Below are 24,386 nucleotides of genomic sequence, written 5' to 3'. Positions count from 1 at the left end.
GGTGTCACCGATTGGTGACACCCGGCCCTTTGCCGTGCCCGACGTGAGAAGTAGGCCGAACGGCGCAACTGCAAAAGAACGAGTAACGGGTTCGTCAGAAGATCGATGTGAAGATCGAACGGCTCGCGGGAGGGCGAGCTCGTCATCGCGCGGCGCGTTGAATCGCGCCCAGGGGAGGAACGCTGCCGGTCCCGGCCGACCGGCGCCGCTCATGCTTTCACGATCACCGGCTGCCCTCGGGCGGCGGGGCGATCGATGCTGCCCAAACGCTTTCACGATCTTCAGACAAGGGAAGTCCATGCGCCAGAGACGGTCCGTCCAGAGACCCGCGGTCCTGTGTTCCGCGTTCACCATCGCGTTCGGCGCGACGGTGGCCGTGGCCGGGACGAACGTGGCCGCCGCCGCCGACACGATCACCTGCCGCGCCAACGCCGCGGTCTTCTACACGCTCCCCGACACCCATCTGGACCTCGACCGGCACAACGAGCCCGAGACCGGCGCCACCTCCTGGACAGGTCGGACGACGATCGGCAACACGTGGACGGGCAAGACCCTCACCGGCACCGACGGCCGGATCTACTCCATCCTCGACAACGGTGACGTCAACAGGCAGCGCCGGCTGGCCACCAGCTGGGAGAACGGCGGGGTCAGCCAGAAGATCGCCACCGGCTGGTTCGGCGTCACGCTGGCTTCCCAGCGCAACCGGATCACCGTCGACTCGACGGGCGACTTCTACTGGTCGCACGACAACATCCTCGCCTGGATGCGCTACGACGAGACGGCCAAGACCTGGACCGACCGCCTGATCGACACCGGCTGGACGACCGCCAAGTACGACCTGATCGTCGGCGCGGGCGCCGGGGTGTTCTACGCCCGCACGCCCGCCGGCGACCTCTACCGGTTCCAGTACGACCCGGCCAGCCAGCGGTGGCTCGAGTACGCGCGGCTGGTGGGCAGCGGCGGCTGGCAGAACTTCGCCCAGATCGCCTCCGCCGGCGGCGACGTGCTGTACGCGCTCGACAAGAACAACGGCCAGATCAAGTGGTACCGCTACCTCGGCGCCGGCAGCTGGACGGGCCCGAAGGTGGTCGGCACGATCGGCACGGACTACCAGCTGAGCGTCACGACCGACGACTGCAAGCTGGTCGATCCCGGCCTTCCGGTCCGCCCGGCCGTGCCGAACGGCGCCGATGCGCCCAGCGCGGTGATCGAGGGGGCCGGCGGAAAGCTGCAGCACTTCTACGTCGACGGTTTCGGCCGGCTTGTCCATGGCCGGCAGCGGTCCGGTGACATCACCGTCGTCGACTTCGCCGTCGTGCCCGGTTACCAGCAGTACACCGGTAGCCCGAGCGCCCTGCGGCTCGCCGACGACAGCCTGACCGTTACGGCGCTCGGACAGGACAGCGAGACGCGGAACAGCACCCAGGCCCCGGCCACGACGACCTGGGCGACCGCGAGCGGGTTCGGCGGGTGGACCCCCGGACCGGCCGTGCTGGTGCAGCGTTCCGGCGTCGGCAGCGCGTTCGCCGTCGACGGGGCGGGCCGGCTGCTGGTCCGTCCCCAGGACCCGGCGAGCAAGCAGTACCTGCCGTGGCGCGTCCTGCCGTCGTCCGGGCTGACCGCGGACCTGACCGCGGTCGTCCAGCCGGACGGGATCGACCTCGTCGCCAGGACCACGGGAGGTGCCTACACCAAGGCCACCTACATCGACGGGACCTTGAGCTCCTGGATCCCGGTGCCGGGCACCGGCTGGACCGGGAAGCTCGCCGCGACCGCGAACCCCGATCAGAACCTCGAGGCCTTCGCCGTCCAGCCGGACGGCGCCGTCGTCAACCAGCGCGAGCAGGCCGCGGGCTTCACCGGGACCTGGAAGCCGCTCGCGGGAGTCACCGCGCAGGGGTCACCCGCCGCCGCGGTCGACACGGGCGGTGTCGTGCACGTGGCCGTCCGGGCGACCGACGGCTTCATCTACGTGACGGAGCAGAAGGCACCGGGCAGCACCGGGTACAAGGATTGGCAGCGGCTGGTGGACTCCCGGACCGGAGCGGCCTACCAGGCCGCGACGGATCCGTCCTTCGTCGCTCTCTCCGGCGGCGGTGTGGTGGTGACCTACCGCGACAGCGACGGCGTCACCTACGCCTACGGCTCGGGTGCCCCGGCGGCGGCCGCGCGCAGTGCGCGCACGGCGCCGGATTCGACGACGTTCAGCGGCGGTCCGCTGCCCAAGCCGTCCTTCTGACGGATTCCCGTACGGGGCGGGTGACGCGGTTCGCGGCACCCGCCCCGGCCGGGTGCTGCTCCTTTGCCGTGCTGTGGTTCGACCGACGAGGGCGGGTTTCCCATGTTTTCTCCCCGACGCAAGTCCGGGCACGCGAGCCGAGCCGCGTTGCTGGTCCTCGTCGTCGCGCTGACGGCGGGAGTGGTCGGACCGTCGATCCCGGACGGCCCGGGCACCGGCGCGGACGCGGACCTGCTGCGGCAGGCGATGGCGCTCGCTCCGCAGCAGCCGGCGGGTACCGCGGGGGAGCAGGGCAACGAAGCGGGCGGCAAGGCCAACGTTGCCGCGCCGAAGTCGCTGCAGTCGAAGTACCCGGCCGTCGCCGCCGGCGCGGAGAACGTCCGCGCGAACGCGGTCCGGGTCGAGAACGCACCCGTCCACGGGACCGGGTTCGACGAGAAGACCAGCAAGGAGCTTCCGGACCGGCGCACGGCGACCGACCGGACCTTCGCCAACACCGACGGGACCCTCACCACCGAGTTCGGCCAGGAGCCGATCAACTACCGCGCGGCCGACGGCGCCTACCAGCCGATCGATCCGACCGTCGTGCCGAACGACCGGGGAGCCGGGTGGCGCAACGCGGCCGACGCCGAGCGGCTCGTCTTCGCGCCGGACGCCGCTTCGGACCAGGTCGTCGGGGTCGGCCTCGACGACGGACACCAGTTCGGGTTCGGTGTCGCCGGCGCCACGCCCGCGGCCGGTGTGGTGTCCGGCAGCCGGGTCGTCTACCCGGGCGTGCGCGCCGGGGCAGACCTGCGCCTCGACGTGGTGCCCGGCGGCGTCAAGGAAACGCTGGTCCTGAACTCGCCTCAGGCACCGGCCGCGTGGGAGTTCCCGTTGCGGTTGAAGGGACTCCGGCCGTCGCTCGTGGACGGGCGGATCGCGCTCTCGGACGCCGAAGGGCACGAGCGCGCCCGGATCCCCGCCGGGTTCATGACCGATGCCCGCCGCGATCCCGCGACCGGTGAGCCCGCTCGTTCCGAGGGGGTGGTCTACCGGCTCCTGGAACGGGACGGCGGCTTCGTGCTGCGCGTCGAACTGGACGCGAACTGGCTGGCCGATCCGGCCCGGGCCTACCCCGTCGAGGTCGATCCCAGCGTGGAGACGACCGCGTCGGACGGTGGCGCGGTGTTCCAGAACGGTTCCCGTCTCGACGGATCGACCGAGCTCAAGATCGGGACGACCGGCGCGCTGAAAGCCGCCAGCTACCTGTCCTTCGGCGGCGTGGAGAACCGGCTCCGCAACCACAAGATCCTCGGCGCCCAGCTCACGCTGAAGAGCACCTGGTCCTGGTCCTGCCAGCCGCGGCCGGTGACCGTGCACGGCGTCACCGCCCCCTGGACGAGCGCGTCCGGTTTCCCCGGTCCCGCCTACGGTCCCGCGCTGGCTCAGGAATCCTTCGCGCACGGGTACATCGCACTCTCCCAGCACGCTTCGAGCTGCCCGTCGGCGACCGAGCTGATCCCGCTGGGCACGGGTGGCCGCGACCTCGTGCAGCGCTGGGTGACCGGCGCGCAGCCCAACTACGGCCTCGCCGTCCGTGCTTCGGAGACGGATCCTTACGGCTGGAAGAAGTTCACCGGGAACCGGACGGCGAACCCGCCCCGGCTGTTCGTCACGCACACGCCCTACGACGCCGAGTACCGCGTCGACAACGGGGTTCCCACGCCGCCCGTGACCCGGACCCAGGCCGGCAAGGTCAAGATCACCGTCACCAACCGGGGTGCGGACACCTGGACCGCGGCGGACTACGCGCTCGGCTACCGCGCGTTCACCGCCGCCGGTGCGCCGGTGGGTGCGCTCGAAGCGGCTTCGCTGCCGCGGGACGTCCCGCGTGGCGACTCGGTGACGCTCGACGCGACCATCAAGGCCATCGAGCCGGGGAACTACCTCTTCGACTTCAGCATGCTGCGCCGCGGCGGCGCGTGGTTCACCGACGAACAGATCCCGCCGACGCGGCTGTCGATGACGGTGTTCGACGTTCCCCCGATCGTCAAGGCGCAGTACCCGCCGAACGGCTATTCGGCGCCCACCCTCACCCCGCAGCTCTGGGCCGACGCGGTGGACGTCGACGCGCCGGTCTCGTCGAACCTGAAGTACCGCTTCGAGGTCTGCGAGAACTACGTCGCCAAGCCGGACGGCACCCTGTCCGGAGTGTCCTGTGTGGACTCGGGTTACGTGACCAAACGGACGTGGACCGTCCCGGTCGGCGCGTTGCGCTGGAGCAAGGACTACCAGTGGCGGGTCTTCGCCTTCGACGGGAACGCCGAGAGCGAGAAGCTCACCCCCAGCCACCTCCTGACGGCGGTCCCGCAACCGGAGATCACGTCCCACCTCGCGAACGCGCCCTACAGCGGTGCTCAGCAGGACTTCGACCCGCAGACCGGGAACTACTTCTCCAGCGCGGTCGACGCGGCGCTGCAGGTGACCGGGCCGGAGCTGACCGTCGCCCGCACGTACAACAGTCTCGACCCGCGCACCGACCTGACGTTCGGCGCGGGCTGGTCGACGCGGTACGACATGCGGGTCGTGCCCGACAACGACGGCTCGGGCAACGTCGTGGTGACCTACCCGGACGGCCAGCAGGTGCGGTTCGGCCGCAACAGCGACGGCACCTTCGCGCCGCCTCCGGGCCGCCAGGCGAACTTCCGGATCGAGGTCGAGGCCGCGGGCGGCGGCTGGGTGCTGACCGACAAGGCCTCCACCCTCTACCGGTTCCGGCCCGACGGCCGGCTCATCGACATCTACGACCAGGCCGGCCACCACGTCGAACTCGACTACGGCACCCCGGAGCACCTCCGGCGGGCGATCAGCCGGACGAGCGACCGGATCCTGTACTTCAAGTGGACCGGGAACCACGTCACGTCCGTCAGCACCGACCCGATCGACGGCAAGCAGCTCACCTGGACCTATTCCTACGACGGTGACCGGCTGACGAAGGTCTGCGACCCCGACAACGGGTGCACGGGTTACGACTACACCCCGGCCTCGCACTACCGCAGCTCCGTCGTCGACGCCCGCCCATCGTCGTACTGGCGGTTCGCGGAGACGTCCGGCACCACGGCCGGCAGCGAGAACGGGCTCAAGCTCGGCAAGGATGCCGGAACTTACAAGGACGTCGTCCTCGGGCAGCCGGGGCCGCTGGCCGGCACCGGGACCGCGGCGACGTTCAACGGCACGTCGTCCGTGGTGACCCTGCCCGACGGCCTGGTGCGCAAGAACCGCGACCTCGCGGTCGAGATGTGGTTCAAGACCGCGTCGGGCGGTCCGCTGTTCGGCTACCAGAAGGCGCCGATCAGCGGAACACCCACGGGTGCCGTGCCCGTGCTCTACGTCGGCACGGACGGCAAGCTGCGCGGGCAGTTCTGGAACGGCACCGCGGCACCGATCACCTCGTCCACCACGGTGAACGACAACGCCTGGCACCACGTCGTGCTGTCCGGCGCGCTCGCCACCCAGACGCTGTACCTCGACGGGCAGGCCGTGGGCAGCGTCCAGGGCGAGATCACGCACGACGACGTCGTCTACGACCAGATCGGTGCCGCGTACACCGTCCCGCCGTCGGCCTGGCCCGGCTGGGGCACGGACCCGCGCCGCTTCTTCTCCGGCCAGATCGCCGAGGCGGCGTTCTACGAGTACGCCGTCGGGCCGACGACCGCCGCGGCGCACTTCCAGGCGCGGGCGGCGGCCGGTTCGCTCGCGAAGATCACCCTGCCCAGCGGCCGCGTCGCCGCGCAGCTGAGCTACGACACCGCGGCGGACCGGCTCACCGAGGTCGTCGACCGCAACGGCGGGCACTGGCGACTCGGACGTCCGGTCGTCACGGGCACCGAAACCAACCTGATCCGCACGACCCAGGTCGTCGATCCCGGGAACCGGCCGCACTTCTACGACTACGACCCCGTGCGCGGCCGGATCCTGCGCTACGTCGCGCCGTTGGGTCAGGGCATCCGCCCGGAGGACCGGCGGGACGGCGACGGGAACCCGCTTCCCCCGGACAACCCGACCTGTGACCCCTCGGTCCCGCAGAACCCCGGCGACCCGTCGTACTGCGGCGGGCCGGTCGGCGGCGACGGCACGTGGGTCGGCGGGCCGGTCAACGGCCAGGGCGTGCGGACCTACGACTACGACGACAAGGGCTTCCAGACCACCATCGGCGACGAGCTCGGCAACGTCGTGGTCCTGACCAACGACGAGCGGGGCAACGTCGTCGCGCGCAAGACGTGCCGCGTCGCGCCCGGCGACTGTCAGACGGCGTACTACAGCTACTACCTCAACGCGGCCGACGTCACCGACGCCCGCAACGACAAGCTGCTGTCCTCTTCGGACGCGCGCTCGGCGAACGCGGCCGATCCGGCGTACGCGACGAAGTACACCTACACGGACGTGGGCGTCCGCGGTCTGCTGCTGACGGAGACCACGCCCGACGGTGCGGTCACCCGTCACCAGCACGCGGACGGAACCGAAGCGGCGGTGGGCGGCGGCAACGTCCCGGCCGGCTTGCTCCTGCAGACGACCGACCCGCGCAACGGCGTCACGAGCTACTCCTACTACCGCAACGGCGATCTCGCGAAGGTCGTCGACCCAGCGGGCTTGACGACCTCGTACACCTACGACGTCTTCGGTCGCAAGAAGACGGAGACGCGCAGCAGCGCCTCCGATCCGGCCGGCGCGACGACGACCTACGCCTACGACGCCCGGTCGCACCAGACCGTGGCCACGAGTCCCGGTGCGGTCAACTCCGTCACCGGCGTCACGCACACCGTGCAGACGCTCACCGGCTACGACGCCGACGGCGATGTCGTGCGGACCGAAAACCGCGACCTGACCGGCGGCGACACCGCACGGGTCACGACCACCGAGTACGACGACTTCGGCAGGCCGAACCGGGTCGTCGACGCCGAAGGCGGGGTGACCTCGTCCGGCTACGACGGCTTCGGCAACCGCACGTGGATGGTCGACGCCGGCGGCAACAAGTACGAATACGGCTACACGGCGCGCAACGCACTGGCCGAAGTGCGGCTGCGGGCGTGGAACGGCCAGGCCACCGATCCCTCGACCGGTGGTGGCGACACGGATGGCGGCGGTGACACGACGTCGGCCCCGACCTTGGTGCTCGCCTCCTACGCGTACGACCTCGCCGGCCGGCGGGTCCGCGAGACCGACTCGATGGGCCGCACCACCCGCTACCAGTACTTCGGTGACGGGAAGGTCTGGAAGGTGATCGCCCACGACCTGCGCGATCCCTTCAACCCGGCGGCGCCCAAGCGGGATGTCACGCTCCAGGAGTACACCTACGACGCCGCGGGGCAGAAGACCAAGCTGACCGAGCCCGGCGGTCGCGTCACGACGTTCGAATACGACGCTTCGGGGCGCGGCACGGCGCAGACCGTCGATCCCGCGGGCCTGGCGAACCGGACGGAGTGGACCTACGGCCCGGGCGGCGACGTCCTCAAGACCGTCCACACCGGACAGAGTTCGAACAGCACCCGGCTTGACCTGGGCAACCGCGAGACGATCGAGTACGGCTACGACGTCGCCGGCCGCCAGACCAGCCAGTCCGTCGTCAAGAGCGCGACCGAGAAGCTGACCACGACCTACCGGTACGACGAGCGCGGACTCACCACCTCGGTCACGTCACCGCGCGGCAACGCCCGCGACGCCGATCCGGTCGCGTTCACGACCGATCTGACGTACGACAAGCTGGGACAGCTGACCCGGACCACCCAGCCACTCGTCGCCACCGAGTCCGGGGGAGCGGCCGCGGTCGCGGCGCGCCCCCAGGTCCTCAGCGGCTACGACAGCTTCGGTGAGCAGACCGACACCCGTGACCCGAACGGCAACGTCGGGACCGTGACCTACGACCGGGCCGGCCGGGTCGTCAAGACGGCGTCCCCGGACTACCGGAAGCCGGGCGAGACCACCGCGGCGAAGGTCGCGACGGTCAACCAGTACGACGCCCTCGGCAACGTCCTGAGCGTGACCGGCCCGGACGGCGTCGTCACCCGCTACCGGTATGACCAGCTCAACCGGCCCGTGGAGCGCGTCGACCCCGATCCGGCGGCCGGTGACCAGCGCGGCGGGGTGTGGCAGTACGGCTACACGACCGAAGGCGAGCTGCTTTCGACCACGGACCCGACCGGTTCCCGGGTGGAGGCCACCTACGACGACCTCGGGCGCCAGGTGACGGCGACCCGGCTGGAACGTCGTCCGGCCCCGGCCGCGTACACGACGAAGCTTCGGTACGACGACGCCGGGAACCTCCTCTCGTCGACTTCCCCGACCGGTGACCTGACGAAGAACGAGTACGACGTGCTCGGGCAGCTGACCGCCACCACGGATCCGGCGGGTGTGGTCTCGCGCTTCGGCTACGACTTCGCCGGGCACCAGGTGCGGCAGTCCGACGGCCACGGCCGGACCGGCTACGTGAGCTACGACCCGGCGGGCCGGGCGACCGGCTTCTACAGCCTGGCCCCGGACGAGCACGTCCTGCGCAAGAGTGCGCTCGGCTACGACGCCGACGGCAACAAGGTGTCTGCGACCGACGCGCTCAACCGCACGACCCGCTTCGACTACGACTCCCGCGGCCTCCTGGTTCGGCAGCAGGAGCCCGTCACCGACACGTCGTCGATCACGACGTCGTTCGGCTACGACCCGGCCGGGAACCGGACCCGGTCGACCGACGGCCGCGGCAACGCCACGATCCAGACCTACAACGTGCTGGGCCTGCCCGAGTCGGCGATCGAAATGGCCACCGCGGCCCACCCGGCCGCGGCCGACCGCACCTGGACGACGTCGTACGACGTCGCCGGGCGACCGGTACGCGTCCAGGCTCCTGGCGGCGTGGTCCGCCAGCGGACGTTCGACACGCTCGGCCGTCTCACGCTGGAGACGGGGACCGGAGCCGCGCAGCCGACCCCGGATCGCGTCCAGCGGTTCGACCAGGTGGGCCGCCTGCTGGGGGTGAACGCACCCAACGGCGAGAAGACGTTCACCTACGACGACCGTGGCGACCTGCTGACCAGCAGCGGACCGCTCTCGGGCACCTCGACGTACGCCTACGACGGTGCGGGCCGGCTCACCCAGCGCGTCGACGGCGCGGGCACGGCGACGTTCGGCTACCTCAAGGGCCGGCTCTCGACCCAGCAGGACGGCCTGACCGGCGTCAAGCAGACGCTCGGCTACGACGACGCGGGCAACGTCGGCTCGATCGACTACGGCGCCGGCCGCGTCCGCACTTACGGTTACGACGACTTCGGCCGCCAGACCGGCGACGAGCTCAAGGGCACCGGCGGCGTGTCGCTCGCCGCCATGGCCTACAGCTACGACCTCGACGACCGGCTCACCGGCAAGAAGACGACCGGGGTCGCCGGAGCCGGGGACAACACCTACGGCTACGACCAAGCGGGCCGCCTGACGTCGTGGACCGCCGGCACCCAGACGACCGGGTACGGGTGGGACGCGTCGGGCAACCGAGTCAGTGCGGGCGGCCGCACGGCCACGTTCGACGAGCGCAACCGCCAGCTGACCGACGGCACCGACACGTTGACGTGGAGCGCGCGGGGAACGTTGGACGCGCGCACGGGCCCGGCGGGAACGGTGACGTCCGGCTTCGACGCTTTTGACCGGGCGGTGAAGCAGGGCCCGGTCACGTACGCGTATGACGGCCTGGACCGGGCGTCGTCGCGCAACGATCAGACGTTGACGTACGACGGCCCGAGCCTGGACCTGACCTCCGACGGCACGTCGAACTTCGCCCGGGGTACGCAGGGTGACCTGCAGGCTCAGAGCACCAGCGGGGCATCGCAGGTCGCGATCACCGACCAGCACTCCGACGTCGTCGGCGGCCTCGCCCCCTCGGGGACACTGACCGGCTCGGCGAGCTTCGACCCGTTCGGCGCGAAGATCACCCAGTCGGGCGCGACGTCACCGTTGGGCTTCCAGTCCGACTACACGGACCCGGCCACGGGCGCGGTAGACATGGGCGCCCGCTGGTACTCACCGGGTACGGGGACATTCGGCGCCCGAGACGGCGTATCGCTCCCAGACGTTCCTTCGGCGGCCGCGAACCGCTTCACCTACGGCAACGCGAGTCCGGTCAACGGGATCGACCGGGACGGTCATTCGGTGGATGTCATTAGTCCGTCGGGCACCGGTGGAAAGGTCACCGAAAAGACCGTCGAGAAGATCCTCGGCCGGCTGGGCGGCCGAATTTTCGGACCGATCGGAAATCTCTACAACTTCTTCTGGAACGTGGACCCGGCCGGCAACTCATGCGAGATCAGCGATTCGTCCGGGCAGCCGTGTCCGGGGCTGAGCCCGATCAAGCAGCGGGAGTACTGCCGCACTCACCCGTCTTCCTGCCAGTCCACTGCCTCCTCAAGTGGCTACAGCAAGAGCGATCGCGGTTGGAACCCGTCCTGGAGGCCTGGTACCACGAGTCCCCCCGCACCCGGCGGCTGCCGGACCTGTGCGCCGCCACCTCCAAGGGGCTGCTGGTGCCCGCCTCCGCCCCCGCCCCCGCCGCCGGGCATCCAGGCGCGGATCGACCAGAACGAGAAGGCCCGCAACGTCGCCGACCCCATCCCAGACGGCGCGAAGAACCCGTACTTCGGTGGGAGCGGAGTCTCGTCGGACCCCAACCTGCCGGCGAGCATGGTGGCAGGCCTCCTCGGCGGCCTGCAGGACCTGGTCACCATCTACCAGGGCTTCCTCAGCCAGATCCTGGACCCGAAGAACCCGGTGGTCCACGACGTGGATCCGCCGATCCCGTCACCGTTGCTGCCCGCGCAGGCTTCGGCCTGGGACAACTGCGGCGGCGGTGTGCTTCGCGATGACTTCAACGGCGGTACGAGGAGAACGGGCTACGCCTGCGACGACCCTGTTAGAGATAGCGGCGTCGAGTATGGCTTTGGTGGGAAGATCTCGGCGTTGACAGGAAGTGAACGCGCTCGCATTCAGAACGTGGCGAATAGACTGCAAACACCGGTTTCAGTGGTGGGATCCAGGGCGACCGGCGAGGCTGGACCGCTCTCGGACTGGGACTACGTTATAACTGGCATCAGTAATCGCAATAGGAGTCGCGTGCGAACGTCCCTTCCATCTGGCGATGTTACACTGGGGCCGATCAGGAGTAGAATTGATATTTTTAAGGGCGACGTAAATGCAGGATTCCCGTTTATCACGTTTTACCCGGAATGAGGTAAGTTGAACGACAATACTGCGAAGGTTCATGGGCGGCATGGAAACTATGCCTTAGTTCAACTGCTGGGGCGGAGTTATCCGGGTCTTTTGGTTCAAGGTGATTCTTTGAAGCAGGTAGGAGATATTGCTGACGAACTGGCGGAACTTCGTGAGCAAGGTCGAGACGGTGAGTTCGATGAGGCTCTGAACGAGATTGTCGAGGTGATCAAAGGGCTTACTTACTCCTATGAGTCGATGATGCGCGAAGCGCAGCTCAGCTTGCCCTACTGAGCATGTCGGATTCCGGGATCACGTTATGTCCAACGATTTGGGATCTTTGTGCAATGCCCATCGATGATGTCGTGATGAGTTGAGGCTTCAAATGGTTGACTTGCGCCTTCGCGAGCTTGCTCGAAAGTCGCGGTACGTCAGGAGGCTGACCGGATTACCGGCCGAGTGCGGCGCGCTGGATCTTCACCGGCTTGGCCGGTGCGCCGTCCAGCGGCCCATTCGGATCCGTGGGGATGATCCCGTCCGCCACCATGTGGTCGATCGCCGACATTCCGCTCACCACGCGACCCAGCACCGAGTAGTTCGCCGGGATGTTCGCGAACGAATGCACGATGAAGAACTCCGACCCGTTCGTCCCGGGCCCCTGGTTCCCCATGGCGATCGTCCCGCGCGGGTACGTCTCCGCGCCGGACACCTCGTCCGGGAACTTGTACCCCGGGCCGCCCTTTTCGACTTCGTAGATGTCGCCGCACTGCAGGACGCCCAGCCGGGCCGAGTTCGACAGCCGCCAGCACTGGGAATGGTCGTAGAACCGCTGCAGCACCAGGGAAGCCATGTTGTGGACCGCGCACGGGGCCGCACCTGCGCGGTCCAGGCGGACCGTCACCGGGCCGTAGTTGAAGCGGAACGTGACGTCGACGGTCCCGCGCGTCAGCGCGAACGGCAGCGGGCGAATCACCGGACGGGCCGCCGGGTTCGCGGGCGTCGGCGTGAACTGGCACGGGACCACGATCGAAGACGCCGAAGCCGGGACGGCCGGCGCCACCAGCAGGGCACCCAGGACACCGACGAGAGCCAAACCCCAGCGCAGCTTCATGGGCCGGGAGGTTAGCGGGTCACCAACTACTTGCGCCAGGCCGTGCGGCGCTTGCGGATGTCGAGGACCAGCAGCAGGACGAGGAACGCCGCCAGGCCGACCAGCCAGACGTTCTCGGTGTTGTTCTCGTGGTTGCCCTTGATCATCACGAGCAGGATGACCGCGCTGACCCAGCCGGCGATCCGGGTGCCCTTCGGAAAGGAGCCGTGCCAGCCCCAGGCCGCGGACGGCTCGTCGCGGGGGTCGACCTCGGGCCGCTTCTCGACCGCCTTGCCTGCCACGATGAACTCCCTCAAGACCCATGAACCACGTACCCCGCGATGATCCCACACCTCCGCGTGCGCCGCGGAGACGGCCCGCGTGGCTTGCGTCTCCCGCTCGCGAGCGATCGCGACGGGCTTCCGGGCGGCCGCGGCTCATCCGGCGAGGGAACCTCCGCGGAGACGGCCCGCGCGATTGTCGGAGTCCCGCGTGGTCCCCGCGGTCCGCACGGCCAGAGAACCTCCGCGTGCGCCGCGGACACGGCCCGCGCGACAATGGCCCGCGATGACTACCTCGCGAAGCGTCCTCGTGCTCGGCTCGACCGGGTCCATCGGAGTGCAGGCCCTCGACGTCGCGGCGCGCAACCCGCACCTGTTCCGGGTGGCCGGGATCGCCGCGGGCGGCGCCGATCCCGCGGCGCTCGCCGCGCAGGCGCTCGCGCACGGCGTCGAGGCCGTCGCCGTGACCAAGGCCACGGCCGCCGAAGACCTGCAGCTCGCGCTGTACGCCGAAGCGCAGAAGCGCGGCTACTCCCGGGGGGACTTCAAGCTCCCGCGGCTCTTCGCCGGCTCCGACGCGGTCACCGAGCTGATCGACGCCGTGAAGGTCGACACCGTCCTCAACGCGCTGCCCGGCTCCCGCGGCCTCGAACCGACCCTCAAAGCGCTCGCCACCGGCGCCACCCTCGCGCTGGCCAACAAGGAGTCGCTGATCGCCGGCGGGCCGCTGGTGCTCGCGGCGGCCAAGCCCGGGCAGCTCGTGCCGGTCGACTCCGAGCACTCGGCCATCGCGCAGGCGCTGCGCGCGGGGCACAAGAGCGAGGTCGCGCGGCTCGTGCTCACCGCGTCCGGGGGGCCGTTCCGCGGCCGCAAGCGGGCCGATCTCGCCGACGTCACCGTCGAGCAGGCGATGGCCCACCCGACCTGGTCGATGGGCCCGCTGATCACCATCAACTCGGCCACCCTGGTCAACAAGGGCCTCGAACTGATCGAAGCCGCCCTGCTGTTCGACGTCCCGCCGGAGAAGATCGACGTCACCGTGCACCCGCAGTCGATCGTGCACTCGATGGTGACCTTCACCGACGGCTCGACGATCGCCCAGGCCAGCCCGCCCGACATGCGGCTGCCGATCGCGCTCGCGCTGCACTGGCCCGATCGGGTGCCCGAAGCCGCCGCCGCGTGCCGCTGGGACACGGCCGCGACCTGGACGTTCGAGCCGTTGGACGACGAAGCCTTCCCAGCCGTCGAGCTGGCCCGGCACTGCGGCACCGCGGGCGGCTGCCTGCCCGCCGTCTACAACGCCGCGAACGAGGAGCTCGTCGCCGCCTTCCTGGCGCAGAACACCCGCTTCACGTCGATAGTGGACACTGTTTCCGAGGTGGTGGGAGCCGCCGACGAATGGCGTCGCGAACCTCGCGACGTCGAGGACGTTCTCGCGGCCGAGCGCTGGGCTCGCGCCCGGGCCGGTTCGATCATCGAGGGGAAGTAGCGGGTGCTCGCCTACATCATCGGTGTGGTGCTCTTCGCGCTGGGGATCTGCATCTCCGTCGCACTGCACGAAGCCGGTCACATGGTCACCGCGAAGGCCTTCGGCATGAAGGTCCGCCGGTACTTCGTGGGCTTCGGGCCCACGGTGTTCTCCTGGCGCCGCGGGGAGACCGAATACGGCCTGAAGTGGATCCCGCTCGGCGGGTTCTGCGACATCGCGGGCATGACGGCGCTCGACGAGGTCACGCCGGACGAGGCGCCGCGCGCGATGTGGCGGTTCAAGACCTGGAAGCGCACCGTCGTGATGTGCGCCGGGTCGATCACGCACTTCATCCTCGGCTTCGTGGTGCTCTACCTGATGGCCGTCACGATGGGGCTGCCGAACCTGACCGCCGCCGACCCGTCGCCGGTGCTGGCCTCGACGTCCTGCGCGCGGTCGGCGACGACCGAAGAGCAGGCCAAGGACACCACCTGCCCGCCGGGTGCGCTGCGCCCGGCGCAGGCGGCCGGGCTGCTGGCCGGCGACAAGATCCTCTCGGTCGGCGGCAAGCCGGTCGCGAGCTGGACGGAGATGCTCGCGGCCGTGCAGGCCACCAGCGGCCCGACCGAGTTCGACGTCGTCCGCGACGGGCAGAACCTGGCGCTCGTGGTCGACGTGCCGAAGGTGCAGCGGTGGAGCAGCGCGGGCGTGCGCGAGGTCGGCATGATCGGCGCGTCGCCGGTGACGCCCGCGATCACCACGCAGTACGGCCCGGTCGCCGCGGTCGGCGCCACGTTCGGCTTCACCGGCACGATGTTCGCCGAGACGGCGCAGCGGCTCGTCCAGTTCCCCGAGCGCATCCCCGCCGTGGTCTCCGCGATCTTCGGCGGCGAACGCGACCCGAACACCCCGGTCAGCGTCGTCGGCGCGAGCCGGATCGGCGGCGAGGCCGTCGAGCAGGGCATCTGGGTGCTGTTCTTCTTCCTGCTGGCCAGCCTCAACTTCTTCATCGGCGTGTTCAACCTGCTGCCGCTGCTCCCGCTGGACGGCGGGCACATCGCGGTGGTCTGGTACGAGCGGATCCGCGACTGGATCCGCGGCCTGCGGGGCAAGGCCGCGGGCGGCCCGGTGGACTACACGAAGCTGTCCGGGCTCACGATGGTCCTGGTCCTCATCGGCGGCGCGGTGACGCTACTCACCGTGACGGCCGACATCGTCAATCCGATTCGCTTGCAGTAACGCCACGCCACGGAGGGGTCGCGGCCCCTCCGTGGCGTGGCACACACGCCGTAATGCTGCTCACCGTGACGGTTGACATGGTGCGGGTGGCCCACTCGGGGTAGGTACGCTGAAGACCGTGACCGTCGCACTCGGTATGCCCGCCCTGCCCCCGCCCGTCCTCTCCGAGCGCCGCAAGACCCGCCAGCTCCAGGTGGGCTCGGTCGGTGTGGGGAGCGACTTCCCGATCTCCGTCCAGTCGATGACGACGACACTCACCTCCGACGTCAACGCGACCCTTCAGCAGATCGCCGAGCTGACCGCCGCGGGCTGCGACATCGTCCGCGTCGCCTGCCCGTCGGCCGACGACGCCGAGGCGCTGCCCGCGATCGCGCGCAAGTCGCAGATCCCCGTCATCGCCGACATCCACTTCCAGCCGAAGTACGTCTTCGCCGCGATCGAGGCCGGCTGCGCCGCGGTGCGCGTGAACCCGGGCAACATCCGGAAGTTCGACGACCAGGTCAAGGAGATCGCGCAGGCCGCGAAGGACCACGGCACGCCGATCCGGATCGGCGTCAACGCCGGCTCGCTCGACAAGCGGATCATGGACAAGTACGGCAAGGCGACGCCGGAAGCGCTGGCCGAGTCGGCGCTGTGGGAGGCGTCGCTGTTCGCCGAGCACGACTTCCACGACATCAAGATCTCGGTCAAGCACAACGACCCGGTCGTCATGGTGCGCGCCTACGAGCTGCTCGCCGAGCAGTGCGACTACCCGCTGCACCTCGGCGTGACCGAGGCCGGCCCGGCGTTCCAGGGCACCATCAAGTCGGCCGTCGCGTTCGGTGCCCTGCTGCGGCAGGGGATCGGCGACACGATCCGCGTCTCGCTGTCCGCGCCGCCGGTCGAAGAGGTCAAGGTCGGCATCCAGATCCTGCAGTCGCTGAACCTCAAGCAGCGCAAGCTGGAGATCGTGTCGTGCCCGTCGTGCGGGCGCGCGCAGGTCGACGTCTACACGCTCGCCGAGCAGGTCACGGCCGGGCTCGAGGGCATGGAGATCCCGCTGCGCGTGGCCGTCATGGGCTGCGTCGTCAACGGCCCGGGCGAGGCCCGCGAGGCCGACCTGGGCGTCGCGTCGGGCAACGGTAAGGGCCAGATCTTCGTCAAGGGCGAGGTCATCAAGACCGTGCCGGAGCACGCGATCGTCGAGACGCTGATCGAGGAGGCCATGCGCATCGCCGAAGAGGCGGGCGAAGGCCTCGGCGAGGGCGCCCCGGTCGTCACCGCCGGCTGAGGTCGCTAGCCCTGCAGGTGGTGCTGGGCGGCGTCGCGGATCTGCAGGAGGACGTTCTCCAGCGCCGCCGCGACCTCGTCGATCTGCTGGGACGCGAGCTGGATCGAGCCCTGGATCGCGGTCGCGGTCGACGTCTCCCCGAGCAGGCCCATGACCTGGGCCTGCAGGTCTTCGAGGTCGCTCTTCGTCGCGAGCGCGATGCCGGTGGGCACCTGGTCGGCGAGCAGTTCCAGCTGCTGCGCCTGCTCTTGGATCGTCATCGGTGGTTCCTTCCGCGGTGGGGGACGCACCTCCGTGTTAGCAGAAACCGGAACTGTCGGTGGTGACGTTTACGCTGGCATTCGTGAGCGTGGGCTGGGCCGTCGGCGAGCCGCACCCGGTGGTGCGGCCCCTGGTCACGCGCTACATCGGGTACGCGCAGGACGACGTGACGCTGGCCGTGCACCGCGGCCTGCCGTCCCGGTACGTGACGCTCGTCATCAGCCTGGCCGGGCCCGTCCGGATGGCCGGGCACCGGCTGCAGGCCCTGGTCGGCGGGCTGCACACGAGCGCGGTGCTGATCGAGCAGGACCGCACGCAGGAGGGCCTCCAGCTCGAGCTCGACCCGCTGGGCGTGCGCACCCTGCTCGGCGTGACGGCGGCCGAGCTGAGCGGTGCCGTCGTGGACCTGGCCGAGTTCGGCCTCGGCGACCTTCCGGAGCGGCTGCGGGAGCGGCCGACGTGGCCCGAGCGGTTCGCGCTGCTCGACGACGTCCTGGCGGCGCGGGCGGTGGACCCGCGCCGGCCGCCGCCCGAGCTGGGGGAGGCGTGGCGCCGGATGCGCGGCGCCGACGGCCGGGTGCGCGTCGCGGACCTCGCCGGCGAGGTCGGCTGGAGCCGGCGGCACCTGGGCGAGCGCTTCCGGGCGGAGCTGGGGCTGGCGCCGAAGCAGGCGGCGCGCGTGCTGCGGTTCGAGCGGGCCGGCCGGCTGTTGCGTGGTGGCCACTCCGACCTGGCCGCGCTCGCCGTCGAATGCGGCTTCTACGACCAGGCGCACCTGAGCAACGAGTGGCGGGCGCTGGCCGGGTGCACCCCGGGTACGTGGATCGCCGAGGAGCTCCCGTTCCTCCAAGACGGGGAGGTCGCCGCCGGGCAAGACTCACCGGCATGACTCCCGCACCGAACGTCTGGCCGGCCCTGCGTTACGACGACGCCCCGGCCGCGGTCCGCTTCCTCGTCGACGTCCTGGGCTTCACCGAGACGCTGGTGGTGCCCGACGGCGACCTCGTCGCCCACGCCGAGCTGCGCCGGCCCGAGGGCGGCGCCGTGATGCTGGGCAGCGTCCGGCCGCCCGACGGCGTCCACGACGCCATGAAGCCCGGCACCGGCGCGGTCTACGTCGTCTCGGACCACGTGGACGACGTCCACGCGAAGGCGAAGGCCGCCGGCGCCGAGATCACCGCCGAGCTGACGGACACGGACTACGGCTCGCACACGTTCAGCCTGCGCGACCCGGAGGGCAACGCCTGGACGTTCGGCACCTACCGCGGCGCGTGACGGCTCCACGCCACCGCACGCAGCGGCACGCCGCTGCGTGCGGTCAGGTCGTGGCCGCCAATGCCCGTGTTGGCCGTTCCGGTCAGCGTGTTGGCCGTTCCGGTCACTGTGTTGGCCGGTGGAGGGCGCTGGTTCGTTCGCGAACGGCCCACCACGGCGACCGGACGGGCCAACACGGCGACCGCAGGGGCCAACACGGTGACCGGAACGGCCAACACGGCGACCGCAGGGGCCAACACGGTGACCGGAACGGCCAACACGGCGTGCCGGACGCTTGCCGTGGCCGGGCCGCCGTTGTGTCTCGCCGCTACTGGACGGGGCGTTCGAAGGTGACCAGCAGGCCTTCGACCCCGCCCGGGCCGACCCGGCCCTTGACCTCGGCCGACGTGATGGCCTTGAGCTGCCACCCGTCCCCGGCGTGGTCGTTGAGCAGCTTCTCGAGCTTGTCCCCGGACATCTTGCCGCCCAGGAGCTTCTCGCGGACCTCGACGACCTTGTACGCGTAGCGCTGCATGACTGCGATTCTGCCCGGTTCGCCGGACACCGGCTGTTCATCTGAGCGTGTCGAGAGGCTCGCGTTCCGTTTCGGCTGTTCATCTGGCACCCTGGTCTCTGTGTTGCGGCTTGCAGGTGCACGGCTGCTCGATGATCGGGACTATCCGGCGGTCCGTGGGGCGCTCGCCGCCGACCCGGTGGGCAGCTGCATGGTCAGTGCCAGGGTGGAGGCCGCGGGCCTCGATCCCTGGCGGCTCGGTGGTGAGCTCTGGGCCGCCGACAACCGCCCGGTGCGCGCCGGGCGGCTCCAAGGGCTGTGCTTCTCCGGTCCCAACCTGATCCCCCTGCGCGGCAACGCGCCCGCGTTGCGCTCCTTCGCCGACCGTGCGCTGCGCCGGCAGCGGACGTGCTCGTCGCTGGTCGGCCCGGCCGAGCAGGTCCTCGGCCTGTGGGACGAGCTGGCCGACGAGTGGGGCCCGGCCCGCGAAGTCCGTGACGACCAGCCGCTGATGGCGCTCGACACAGTGCCGCTCATCAAAGCCGACCCGGGAGTCCGCGCGGTCCGCCCGGACGAGCTCGAGCGTTACCTGCCCGCGGCCGTCGCGATGTTCATCGAAGAGGTCGGCGTCGACCCGCGCAGCGGCGACGGCGGCGCCAGCTACCGCGCCCGCGTCACCGAGCTGATCGGCGCCGGGCGCGCGTTCGCCCGGTTCGAGCACGGCGAGGTCGTGTTCAAGGCCGAGATCGGCGCGATGTCGGCGTCCGTCGGCCAGATCCAGGGCGTCTGGGTGCACCCGGAACGCCGTGGTGACGGCCTCGGCACCGCGGGCACGGCCGCCGTGGTGAACCGGCTCGTCCGCGGCCTCGGCCGCACCGCGAGCCTCTACGTCAACGGCTACAACAAACCCGCCCTCGCGGCCTACCGCAAGGTCGGCTTCCAGCAGGTCGGCCAGTACGCGACGGTGCTGTTCTAGCACTCTTCCGTGGCGGCGTTTCGGCCCCGCCGCACCGCCCTGACCAGGGCATCATCCCGCCATGAGTGCACGTCGAAGCGGTGCCGTGCTCGCGGTGCTGCTGCTCGCCGCCTCGACCGCGGCGGGCTGTTCGGGTGACGGCCCCGAGGACGCCCTCTCCGCGTTCCTCGACGCCGTCGCCACCGGAGACGTCGCCGCCGCGGCGGCGGACACCGACTCGCCGGACGCGGCGAAGACCGTGCTGACGCAGGTCCGCGGGGCCCTCGACCCGGAGTCCCTGGACGTCGAGGACGAAGAGGTGAAGGAGCCGGCGGACGGCGACACCGTCACGGCCGGCTACCGGCTCACCTGGCACCTCCCGCACGGGCGCACCTGGTCCTACCGCGCCGACGCCCAGCTGCGCGCGGCCGAGAACGGCTGGCAGGTGCACTGGCAGCCGACGGTCGTGCACCCGCAGCTCGCGGTCGGCCAGACCCTCGGCGTGCTGCCGCAGCTGCCGGAGACGGCGCCGGTCCTCGACCGCGACGGCGTGCCGCTGATGCGCCCGCAGACCGTGATCGGCGTGGTCGTCGACCCGGCGAAGACCGGCGACGCGGGCGCGGTGGCCAAGTCGCTCGCCGCCGCGCTGCACCGGTACGAGCCGTCGGTGACCGGCCGCTCGCTGCTGGACGGGATGGGCAAGACCAAGCCCGGCGCCACGTTCCCGGTGATCACCCTGCGCGCCGGCGACTACCAGCGCGTCAAGCCGGTGATCTACGACCTGCCCGGCGTCCGGTTCGCCAGCCAGGAACGGCTGCTGCCGGTGACGCGCGGGTCCGGGGCGCAGGTGCTGCCGGCCATCCGCGCGCTGGTCGAGCAGGAGCTGGCCGGGGCGGCGGGCTGGCGGATCGTCACCCAGGACGTCACCGGCGGCGAGGTGTCCGAGCTGCAGGCCGAGCCGCCGAAACCCGGGCCGGCGATCACCAGCACGCTCAGCGCGCGGATCCAGGACGCCGCCGAGAAGGCCCTCGCACCGGCCGAGTACCCGGCCGCGCTGGTGGCGATCCAGCCGTCGAGCGGGGACATCCTGGCCGTGGCGCAGAACGAGGCGGCCGACGCCGAAGGCTCGCTGGCGCTGTCCGGGCGCTACCCGCCGGGCTCGACGTTCAAGATCATCACCGCCTCGGCCGCGCTGGCGGACGGCGACGTCGAAACCGGCAGCCCGGTCGACTGCCCCGGCACCACGACGATCGAGAACCGCGTGGTGCCGAACGAAGGCCGCTTCGACCTGGGCCGGGTCTCGTTGAAGACGGCGTTCGCGAAGTCCTGCAACACCACCTTCGCCCGGCTCGCGGCCGGGCTCCCGGGGTCGGCGCTGACCGACACGGCGAAGTCGTTCGGCATCGGCGCCGACTTCGTCGTCCCGGGCCTGACCACGGTCACCGGCGCGGTCCCGGCCACCGACTCCGCCGTCCAGCGCGCGGAGAACGGCTTCGGGCAGGGGACGGTGGTGACCAGCCCGTTCGGCATGGCCCTGGTCGCGGCGACCGTGCAGGCCGGGAAGGTGCCGACGCCGTCGCTGGTGAAGGGACGCCCGGCGACCACCCGGAACGTCGGCGACGCGCCGTCGGACGACGTCCTCGACGCGCTGCGCGGGATGATGCGCGAGGTCGTCACGTCGGGGACGGCGACCGGCCTGCGGGACATCCCCGACGTCGCGGGCAAGACCGGCACCGCCCAGTTCGGCGACGGCTCCCGCTCCCACGGCTGGTTCGTCGGCTACCGCGGCGACCTGGCGTTCGCGGTGCTGCTGACCGAGGCGGGGTCCTCCAAACCGGCGGTTCAGGCGGCACACCGGTTCCTGGCGGCGATCGGCTGACGCGGCCGTCGTAAGGTGGAGGCATGTCCGTTCGTGCCCCCCTGGTTCCCGGCGTCCAGACGCCGCGCCGTGACGTCCCCGCTTCCATCGCCCGTCCCGAATACGTGGACAAGCCGGCACCGAAGCGGGACACCGGCAACGGCGTGCGCACGCCCGAGGTGATCGAGGCGATGCGGATCGCGAGCCGGATCGCGGCGCAGGCGCTGGAGGAGGGCGGCAAGGCCGTCAAGCCGGGCGCGACCACCGACGACATCGACAAGGTGGTCCACGAGTACCTGCTCGACCACCACGCCTACCCCTCGACGCTGGGCTACCGCGGCTTCCCGAAGTCGTGCTGCACCTCGCTCAACGAGGTCATCTGCCACGGCATCCCGGACTCGACGGTGCTCGAGGACGGCGACATCTGCAACATCGACGTCACCGCGTTCATCGGCGGCGTGCACGGCGACACGAACGCGACGTTCCTGGCGGGTGACGTCTCCGAGGAGGTCCGCCTGCTGGTGGAGCGCACCCGCGAGGCGACGCTGCGCTCGATCAAGGCGGTCCGCCCGGGCCGCCGGCTCAACGTGATCGGCCGCGTCATCGAGGCCTACGCCAAGCGCTTCGGCTACGGCGTGGTCCGCGACTTCACCGGCCACGGCGTCGGCCCGTCGTTCCACACCGCGCCGACCGTGCTGCACTACGAGGAGCCCACGGTGGAGACGGTGATCGAGGAGGGCATGACCTTCACGATCGAGCCGATGATCACCCTGGGCACCATCGACTACGACATCTGGCCGGACGACTGGACCGTCACCACGAAGGACCGGAAGTGGACGGCCCAGTTCGAGCACACCCTCGTGGTGACGGCCGACGGCGCCGAGATCCTGACCCTGCCGTAGCCCCTCGTGAGTGTTTAGGGCGGTTAGAACCGCCCTAAACACTCACGAGGGGTGGGGTCAGTGGCTCGTGGCCTTCTGGTAGCAGCGCACCGAAAGCGGCACGAAGACCGCCAGCAGCACCACGATCCACAGCACCGACGCCAGCACCGCGTGCTGCATCGGCCAGACGTCGTGCGGGGGCAGGGCCGGGCTCGTGTTGCCGAACAGGTCCCGCGACGCCTGCGTGATCGCCGAGATCGGGTTCCAGTCGGCGATCACCCGCAGCGGGGTCGGCAGCCGGCCGCTGTCGACGAACGTGTTGGCCAGGAACGTCAGCGGGAAGATCGCGATGCTCGAGACGTTGTTGAACACCTCCGGTTTGCGCACGGCCAGCCCGATCGTCCCCATCACCCACGACAGCGCGTAGGCGAAGGCGAGCAGCAGGAGCACGCCGCCCAGTGCCTCGAAGACGCCGGTGTGGATCCGCCAGCCGACCAGCAGCCCGACCAGGCCCATGATCAGCAGGCTCGTCACGTTGAGGATCAGGTCGGCGGTGGTCCGCCCGATCAGCACCGCGGCGGGGGACATCGGCAGCGAGCGGAACCGGTCGATGATGCCCTTCTGGAGGTCGTCGGTCAGCCCGTAGCCGGTGACGATGCTGCCCATGGCCACCGCGAGGGTGAAGATCCCCGGCAGCATGAACTCGCGGTAGGACAGGCCGGGGATGTCGATCACGCTGCCGAACACGTAGCCGAAGAGCAGCACGAACATCACCGGCAGGAACACGATGGACCCGAGCAGGTCCAGCGACCGGACGATCTTGATCGAGTTCCGCTTGGCGACGGTGACGCCGTCGGTCACGGCCAGTTGCACCGCGTTCATCACACGGCCTCCTTCGCGGGTTCGGCGGTCTCGGCTGTGTCGGACACGTCGTGACCGGTGAGGGTGAGGAAAACGTCGTCGAGGGTGGGGCGGCGGAGGCCGACGTCGCGGACGTCGACGCCGTCGGCGGAGAGCAGGGCCAGCGCTTCGGTAAGCGCTTTCGCGCCGTGGGTCACGGGCACGGTGAGCCGGAACCCGTCGGCCTGCGGCTCGCCGCCGCCCAGCCCGGCCAGCGTCGCCCGCGCGCGGGCGACGTCGTCGTGGGTGCCGACGGTCAGCTCGATCCGCTCGCCGCCGACGAGGTCCTTGAGCTCGTCGGAGGTGCCGCGGGCGATCACGCGGCCGTGGTCGACGACGGCGATGCTGTCGGCGAGCCGGTCGGCCTCCTCGAGGTACTGCGTGGTGAGCAGCAGCGTCGTGCCGCCCGAGACCAGCTCGGTGATGACGTCCCACAGGTCCGTGCGGGCCCGCGGGTCGAGCCCGGTCGTGGGCTCGTCGAGGAACAGCACCGGCGGGTTGGCCACGAGCGCGCCGGCCAGGTCGAGCCGGCGCCGCATACCACCCGAGTAGCCCTTCACCGGCCGGTCGGCGGCGGCTTCGAGGTCGAACCGGGCCAGCAGCTCACGGCCGCGGGCCTTGGCCCGCTTGGTGCCGAGGTGGTAGAGCCGCCCGACCATCTCGAGGTTCTCCGCCCCGGTCAGCTCCAGGTCGACGGCGGCGTACTGCCCGGACGCGCCGATGTGCGACCGCAGCGCGTGCGCGTCCCGCACGACGTCGAACCCGGCGACGGTCGCATATCCGGCGTCCGGCTTCTGCAACGTGGTGAGGATCTGGACGGTGGTGGTCTTCCCGGCGCCGTTCGGCCCCAGCACCCCGAGCACGGTGCCTTCCGGCACCCGCAGCGACATACCGTCGAGCGCGGTCACGCCGCCGTACTTCTTGACGAGTCCTTCGGCCACGATGGCGTCTGGCATC

The 24,386-nt window shown here is 70.5% G+C and carries 17 protein-coding genes; 11 read left to right on the top strand and 6 right to left on the bottom strand.

Annotated elements, in window-relative coordinates:
• Window positions 1–298: 298 nt before the first annotated feature.
• The 3 genes from ACLJQZ_RS30430 (at window position 299) to ACLJQZ_RS30420 (ending at window position 11,752) form a co-directional block, all read left to right on the top strand.
• Window positions 299–2,239, top strand: a complete 1,941-nt coding sequence (locus ACLJQZ_RS30430) for a tachylectin-related carbohydrate-binding protein (RefSeq protein ID WP_410623282.1) — start codon at window positions 299–301, stop codon at window positions 2,237–2,239.
• Between the two features lie 102 nt (window positions 2,240–2,341).
• Window positions 2,342–11,479, top strand: a complete 9,138-nt coding sequence (locus ACLJQZ_RS30425) for a DNRLRE domain-containing protein (protein WP_410623281.1) — start codon at window positions 2,342–2,344, stop codon at window positions 11,477–11,479.
• A 6-nt stretch (window positions 11,480–11,485) separates the two neighbouring features.
• Window positions 11,486–11,752 carry a DUF6959 family protein gene (locus ACLJQZ_RS30420; RefSeq protein ID WP_410623280.1) on the top strand — a complete coding sequence of 89 codons (267 nt, stop codon included), beginning with the start codon at window positions 11,486–11,488 and terminating at the stop codon, window positions 11,750–11,752.
• Between the two features lie 154 nt (window positions 11,753–11,906).
• Here ACLJQZ_RS30420 and ACLJQZ_RS30415 read toward each other — a convergent pair whose 3' ends face one another.
• A complete protein-coding gene (locus ACLJQZ_RS30415) occupies window positions 11,907–12,569 on the bottom strand; it encodes a peptidylprolyl isomerase (RefSeq protein ID WP_410623279.1) in 663 nt (220 codons plus the stop codon).
• Between the two features lie 26 nt (window positions 12,570–12,595).
• Window positions 12,596–12,850 (bottom strand): DUF2631 domain-containing protein, encoded by a 255-nt coding sequence (locus ACLJQZ_RS30410; protein ID WP_247062457.1) that lies wholly within the window; start codon window positions 12,848–12,850, stop codon window positions 12,596–12,598.
• Window positions 12,851–13,115: 265 nt separating this feature from the next.
• Here ACLJQZ_RS30410 and dxr point away from each other — a divergent pair, with 265 nt between their 5' ends.
• The 3 genes from dxr (at window position 13,116) to ispG (ending at window position 16,806) form a co-directional block, all read left to right on the top strand.
• Window positions 13,116–14,318 carry a 1-deoxy-D-xylulose-5-phosphate reductoisomerase gene (gene dxr / locus ACLJQZ_RS30405; RefSeq protein ID WP_410623278.1) on the top strand — a complete coding sequence of 401 codons (1,203 nt, stop codon included), beginning with the start codon at window positions 13,116–13,118 and terminating at the stop codon, window positions 14,316–14,318.
• Between the two features lie 3 nt (window positions 14,319–14,321).
• A complete protein-coding gene (locus tag ACLJQZ_RS30400) occupies window positions 14,322–15,536 on the top strand; it encodes a M50 family metallopeptidase (protein WP_410623277.1) in 1,215 nt (404 codons plus the stop codon).
• A 118-nt stretch (window positions 15,537–15,654) separates the two neighbouring features.
• Entirely contained in the window at window positions 15,655–16,806 is a 1,152-nt protein-coding gene (gene ispG / locus ACLJQZ_RS30395) for a flavodoxin-dependent (E)-4-hydroxy-3-methylbut-2-enyl-diphosphate synthase (protein WP_247062463.1), read from the top strand.
• A 5-nt stretch (window positions 16,807–16,811) separates the two neighbouring features.
• On the opposite strand, the gene ACLJQZ_RS30390 is transcribed toward ispG, so the two are convergent.
• Window positions 16,812–17,066, bottom strand: coding sequence for a hypothetical protein (locus tag ACLJQZ_RS30390; RefSeq protein ID WP_410623276.1), 255 nt, complete (start codon window positions 17,064–17,066; stop codon window positions 16,812–16,814).
• A gap of 83 nt (window positions 17,067–17,149) precedes the next feature.
• On the opposite strand from ACLJQZ_RS30390, the gene ACLJQZ_RS30385 reads away from it, so the two are divergent.
• Window positions 17,150–17,956 carry a helix-turn-helix domain-containing protein gene (locus ACLJQZ_RS30385; protein ID WP_410623275.1) on the top strand — a complete coding sequence of 269 codons (807 nt, stop codon included), beginning with the start codon at window positions 17,150–17,152 and terminating at the stop codon, window positions 17,954–17,956.
• Window positions 17,953–18,342 (top strand): VOC family protein, encoded by a 390-nt coding sequence (locus tag ACLJQZ_RS30380; protein WP_410623274.1) that lies wholly within the window; start codon window positions 17,953–17,955, stop codon window positions 18,340–18,342. Before ACLJQZ_RS30385 ends, ACLJQZ_RS30380 begins: the two co-directional genes overlap by 4 nt.
• Before the next feature lie 307 nt (window positions 18,343–18,649).
• Here ACLJQZ_RS30380 and ACLJQZ_RS30375 read toward each other — a convergent pair whose 3' ends face one another.
• Window positions 18,650–18,856: a DUF4177 domain-containing protein gene (locus tag ACLJQZ_RS30375; RefSeq protein ID WP_247062471.1), complete on the bottom strand. Its 207-nt coding sequence runs from the start codon at window positions 18,854–18,856 to the stop codon at window positions 18,650–18,652.
• 100 nt (window positions 18,857–18,956) lie between these two features.
• Between ACLJQZ_RS30375 and ACLJQZ_RS30370 the strand changes: the two genes are divergently transcribed.
• From ACLJQZ_RS30370 to map, 3 genes are all read left to right on the top strand, one after another.
• Window positions 18,957–19,811 (top strand): GNAT family N-acetyltransferase, encoded by an 855-nt coding sequence (locus ACLJQZ_RS30370; protein WP_410623273.1) that lies wholly within the window; start codon window positions 18,957–18,959, stop codon window positions 19,809–19,811.
• Window positions 19,812–19,872: 61 nt separating this feature from the next.
• Window positions 19,873–21,669 carry a penicillin-binding transpeptidase domain-containing protein gene (locus ACLJQZ_RS30365; RefSeq protein ID WP_410623272.1) on the top strand — a complete coding sequence of 599 codons (1,797 nt, stop codon included), beginning with the start codon at window positions 19,873–19,875 and terminating at the stop codon, window positions 21,667–21,669.
• Between the two features lie 23 nt (window positions 21,670–21,692).
• Window positions 21,693–22,550, top strand: coding sequence for a type I methionyl aminopeptidase (map, locus tag ACLJQZ_RS30360; RefSeq protein WP_410623271.1), 858 nt, complete (start codon window positions 21,693–21,695; stop codon window positions 22,548–22,550).
• 57 nt (window positions 22,551–22,607) lie between these two features.
• Here map and ACLJQZ_RS30355 read toward each other — a convergent pair whose 3' ends face one another.
• A complete protein-coding gene (locus tag ACLJQZ_RS30355) occupies window positions 22,608–23,411 on the bottom strand; it encodes an ABC transporter permease (protein ID WP_247062480.1) in 804 nt (267 codons plus the stop codon).
• A complete protein-coding gene (locus ACLJQZ_RS30350) occupies window positions 23,411–24,385 on the bottom strand; it encodes an ATP-binding cassette domain-containing protein (RefSeq protein WP_410623270.1) in 975 nt (324 codons plus the stop codon). Before ACLJQZ_RS30350 ends, ACLJQZ_RS30355 begins: the two co-directional genes overlap by 1 nt.
• Window position 24,386: the final 1 nt, after the last annotated feature.

Origin of the sequence: Amycolatopsis sp. cmx-8-4 (assembly GCF_046548675.1) — a bacterium.
GTDB lineage: Bacteria > Actinomycetota > Actinomycetes > Mycobacteriales > Pseudonocardiaceae > Amycolatopsis.
Note: the sequence above shows the minus strand (reverse complement) of the source record. Positions and strands in the feature narration are given on the sequence as shown.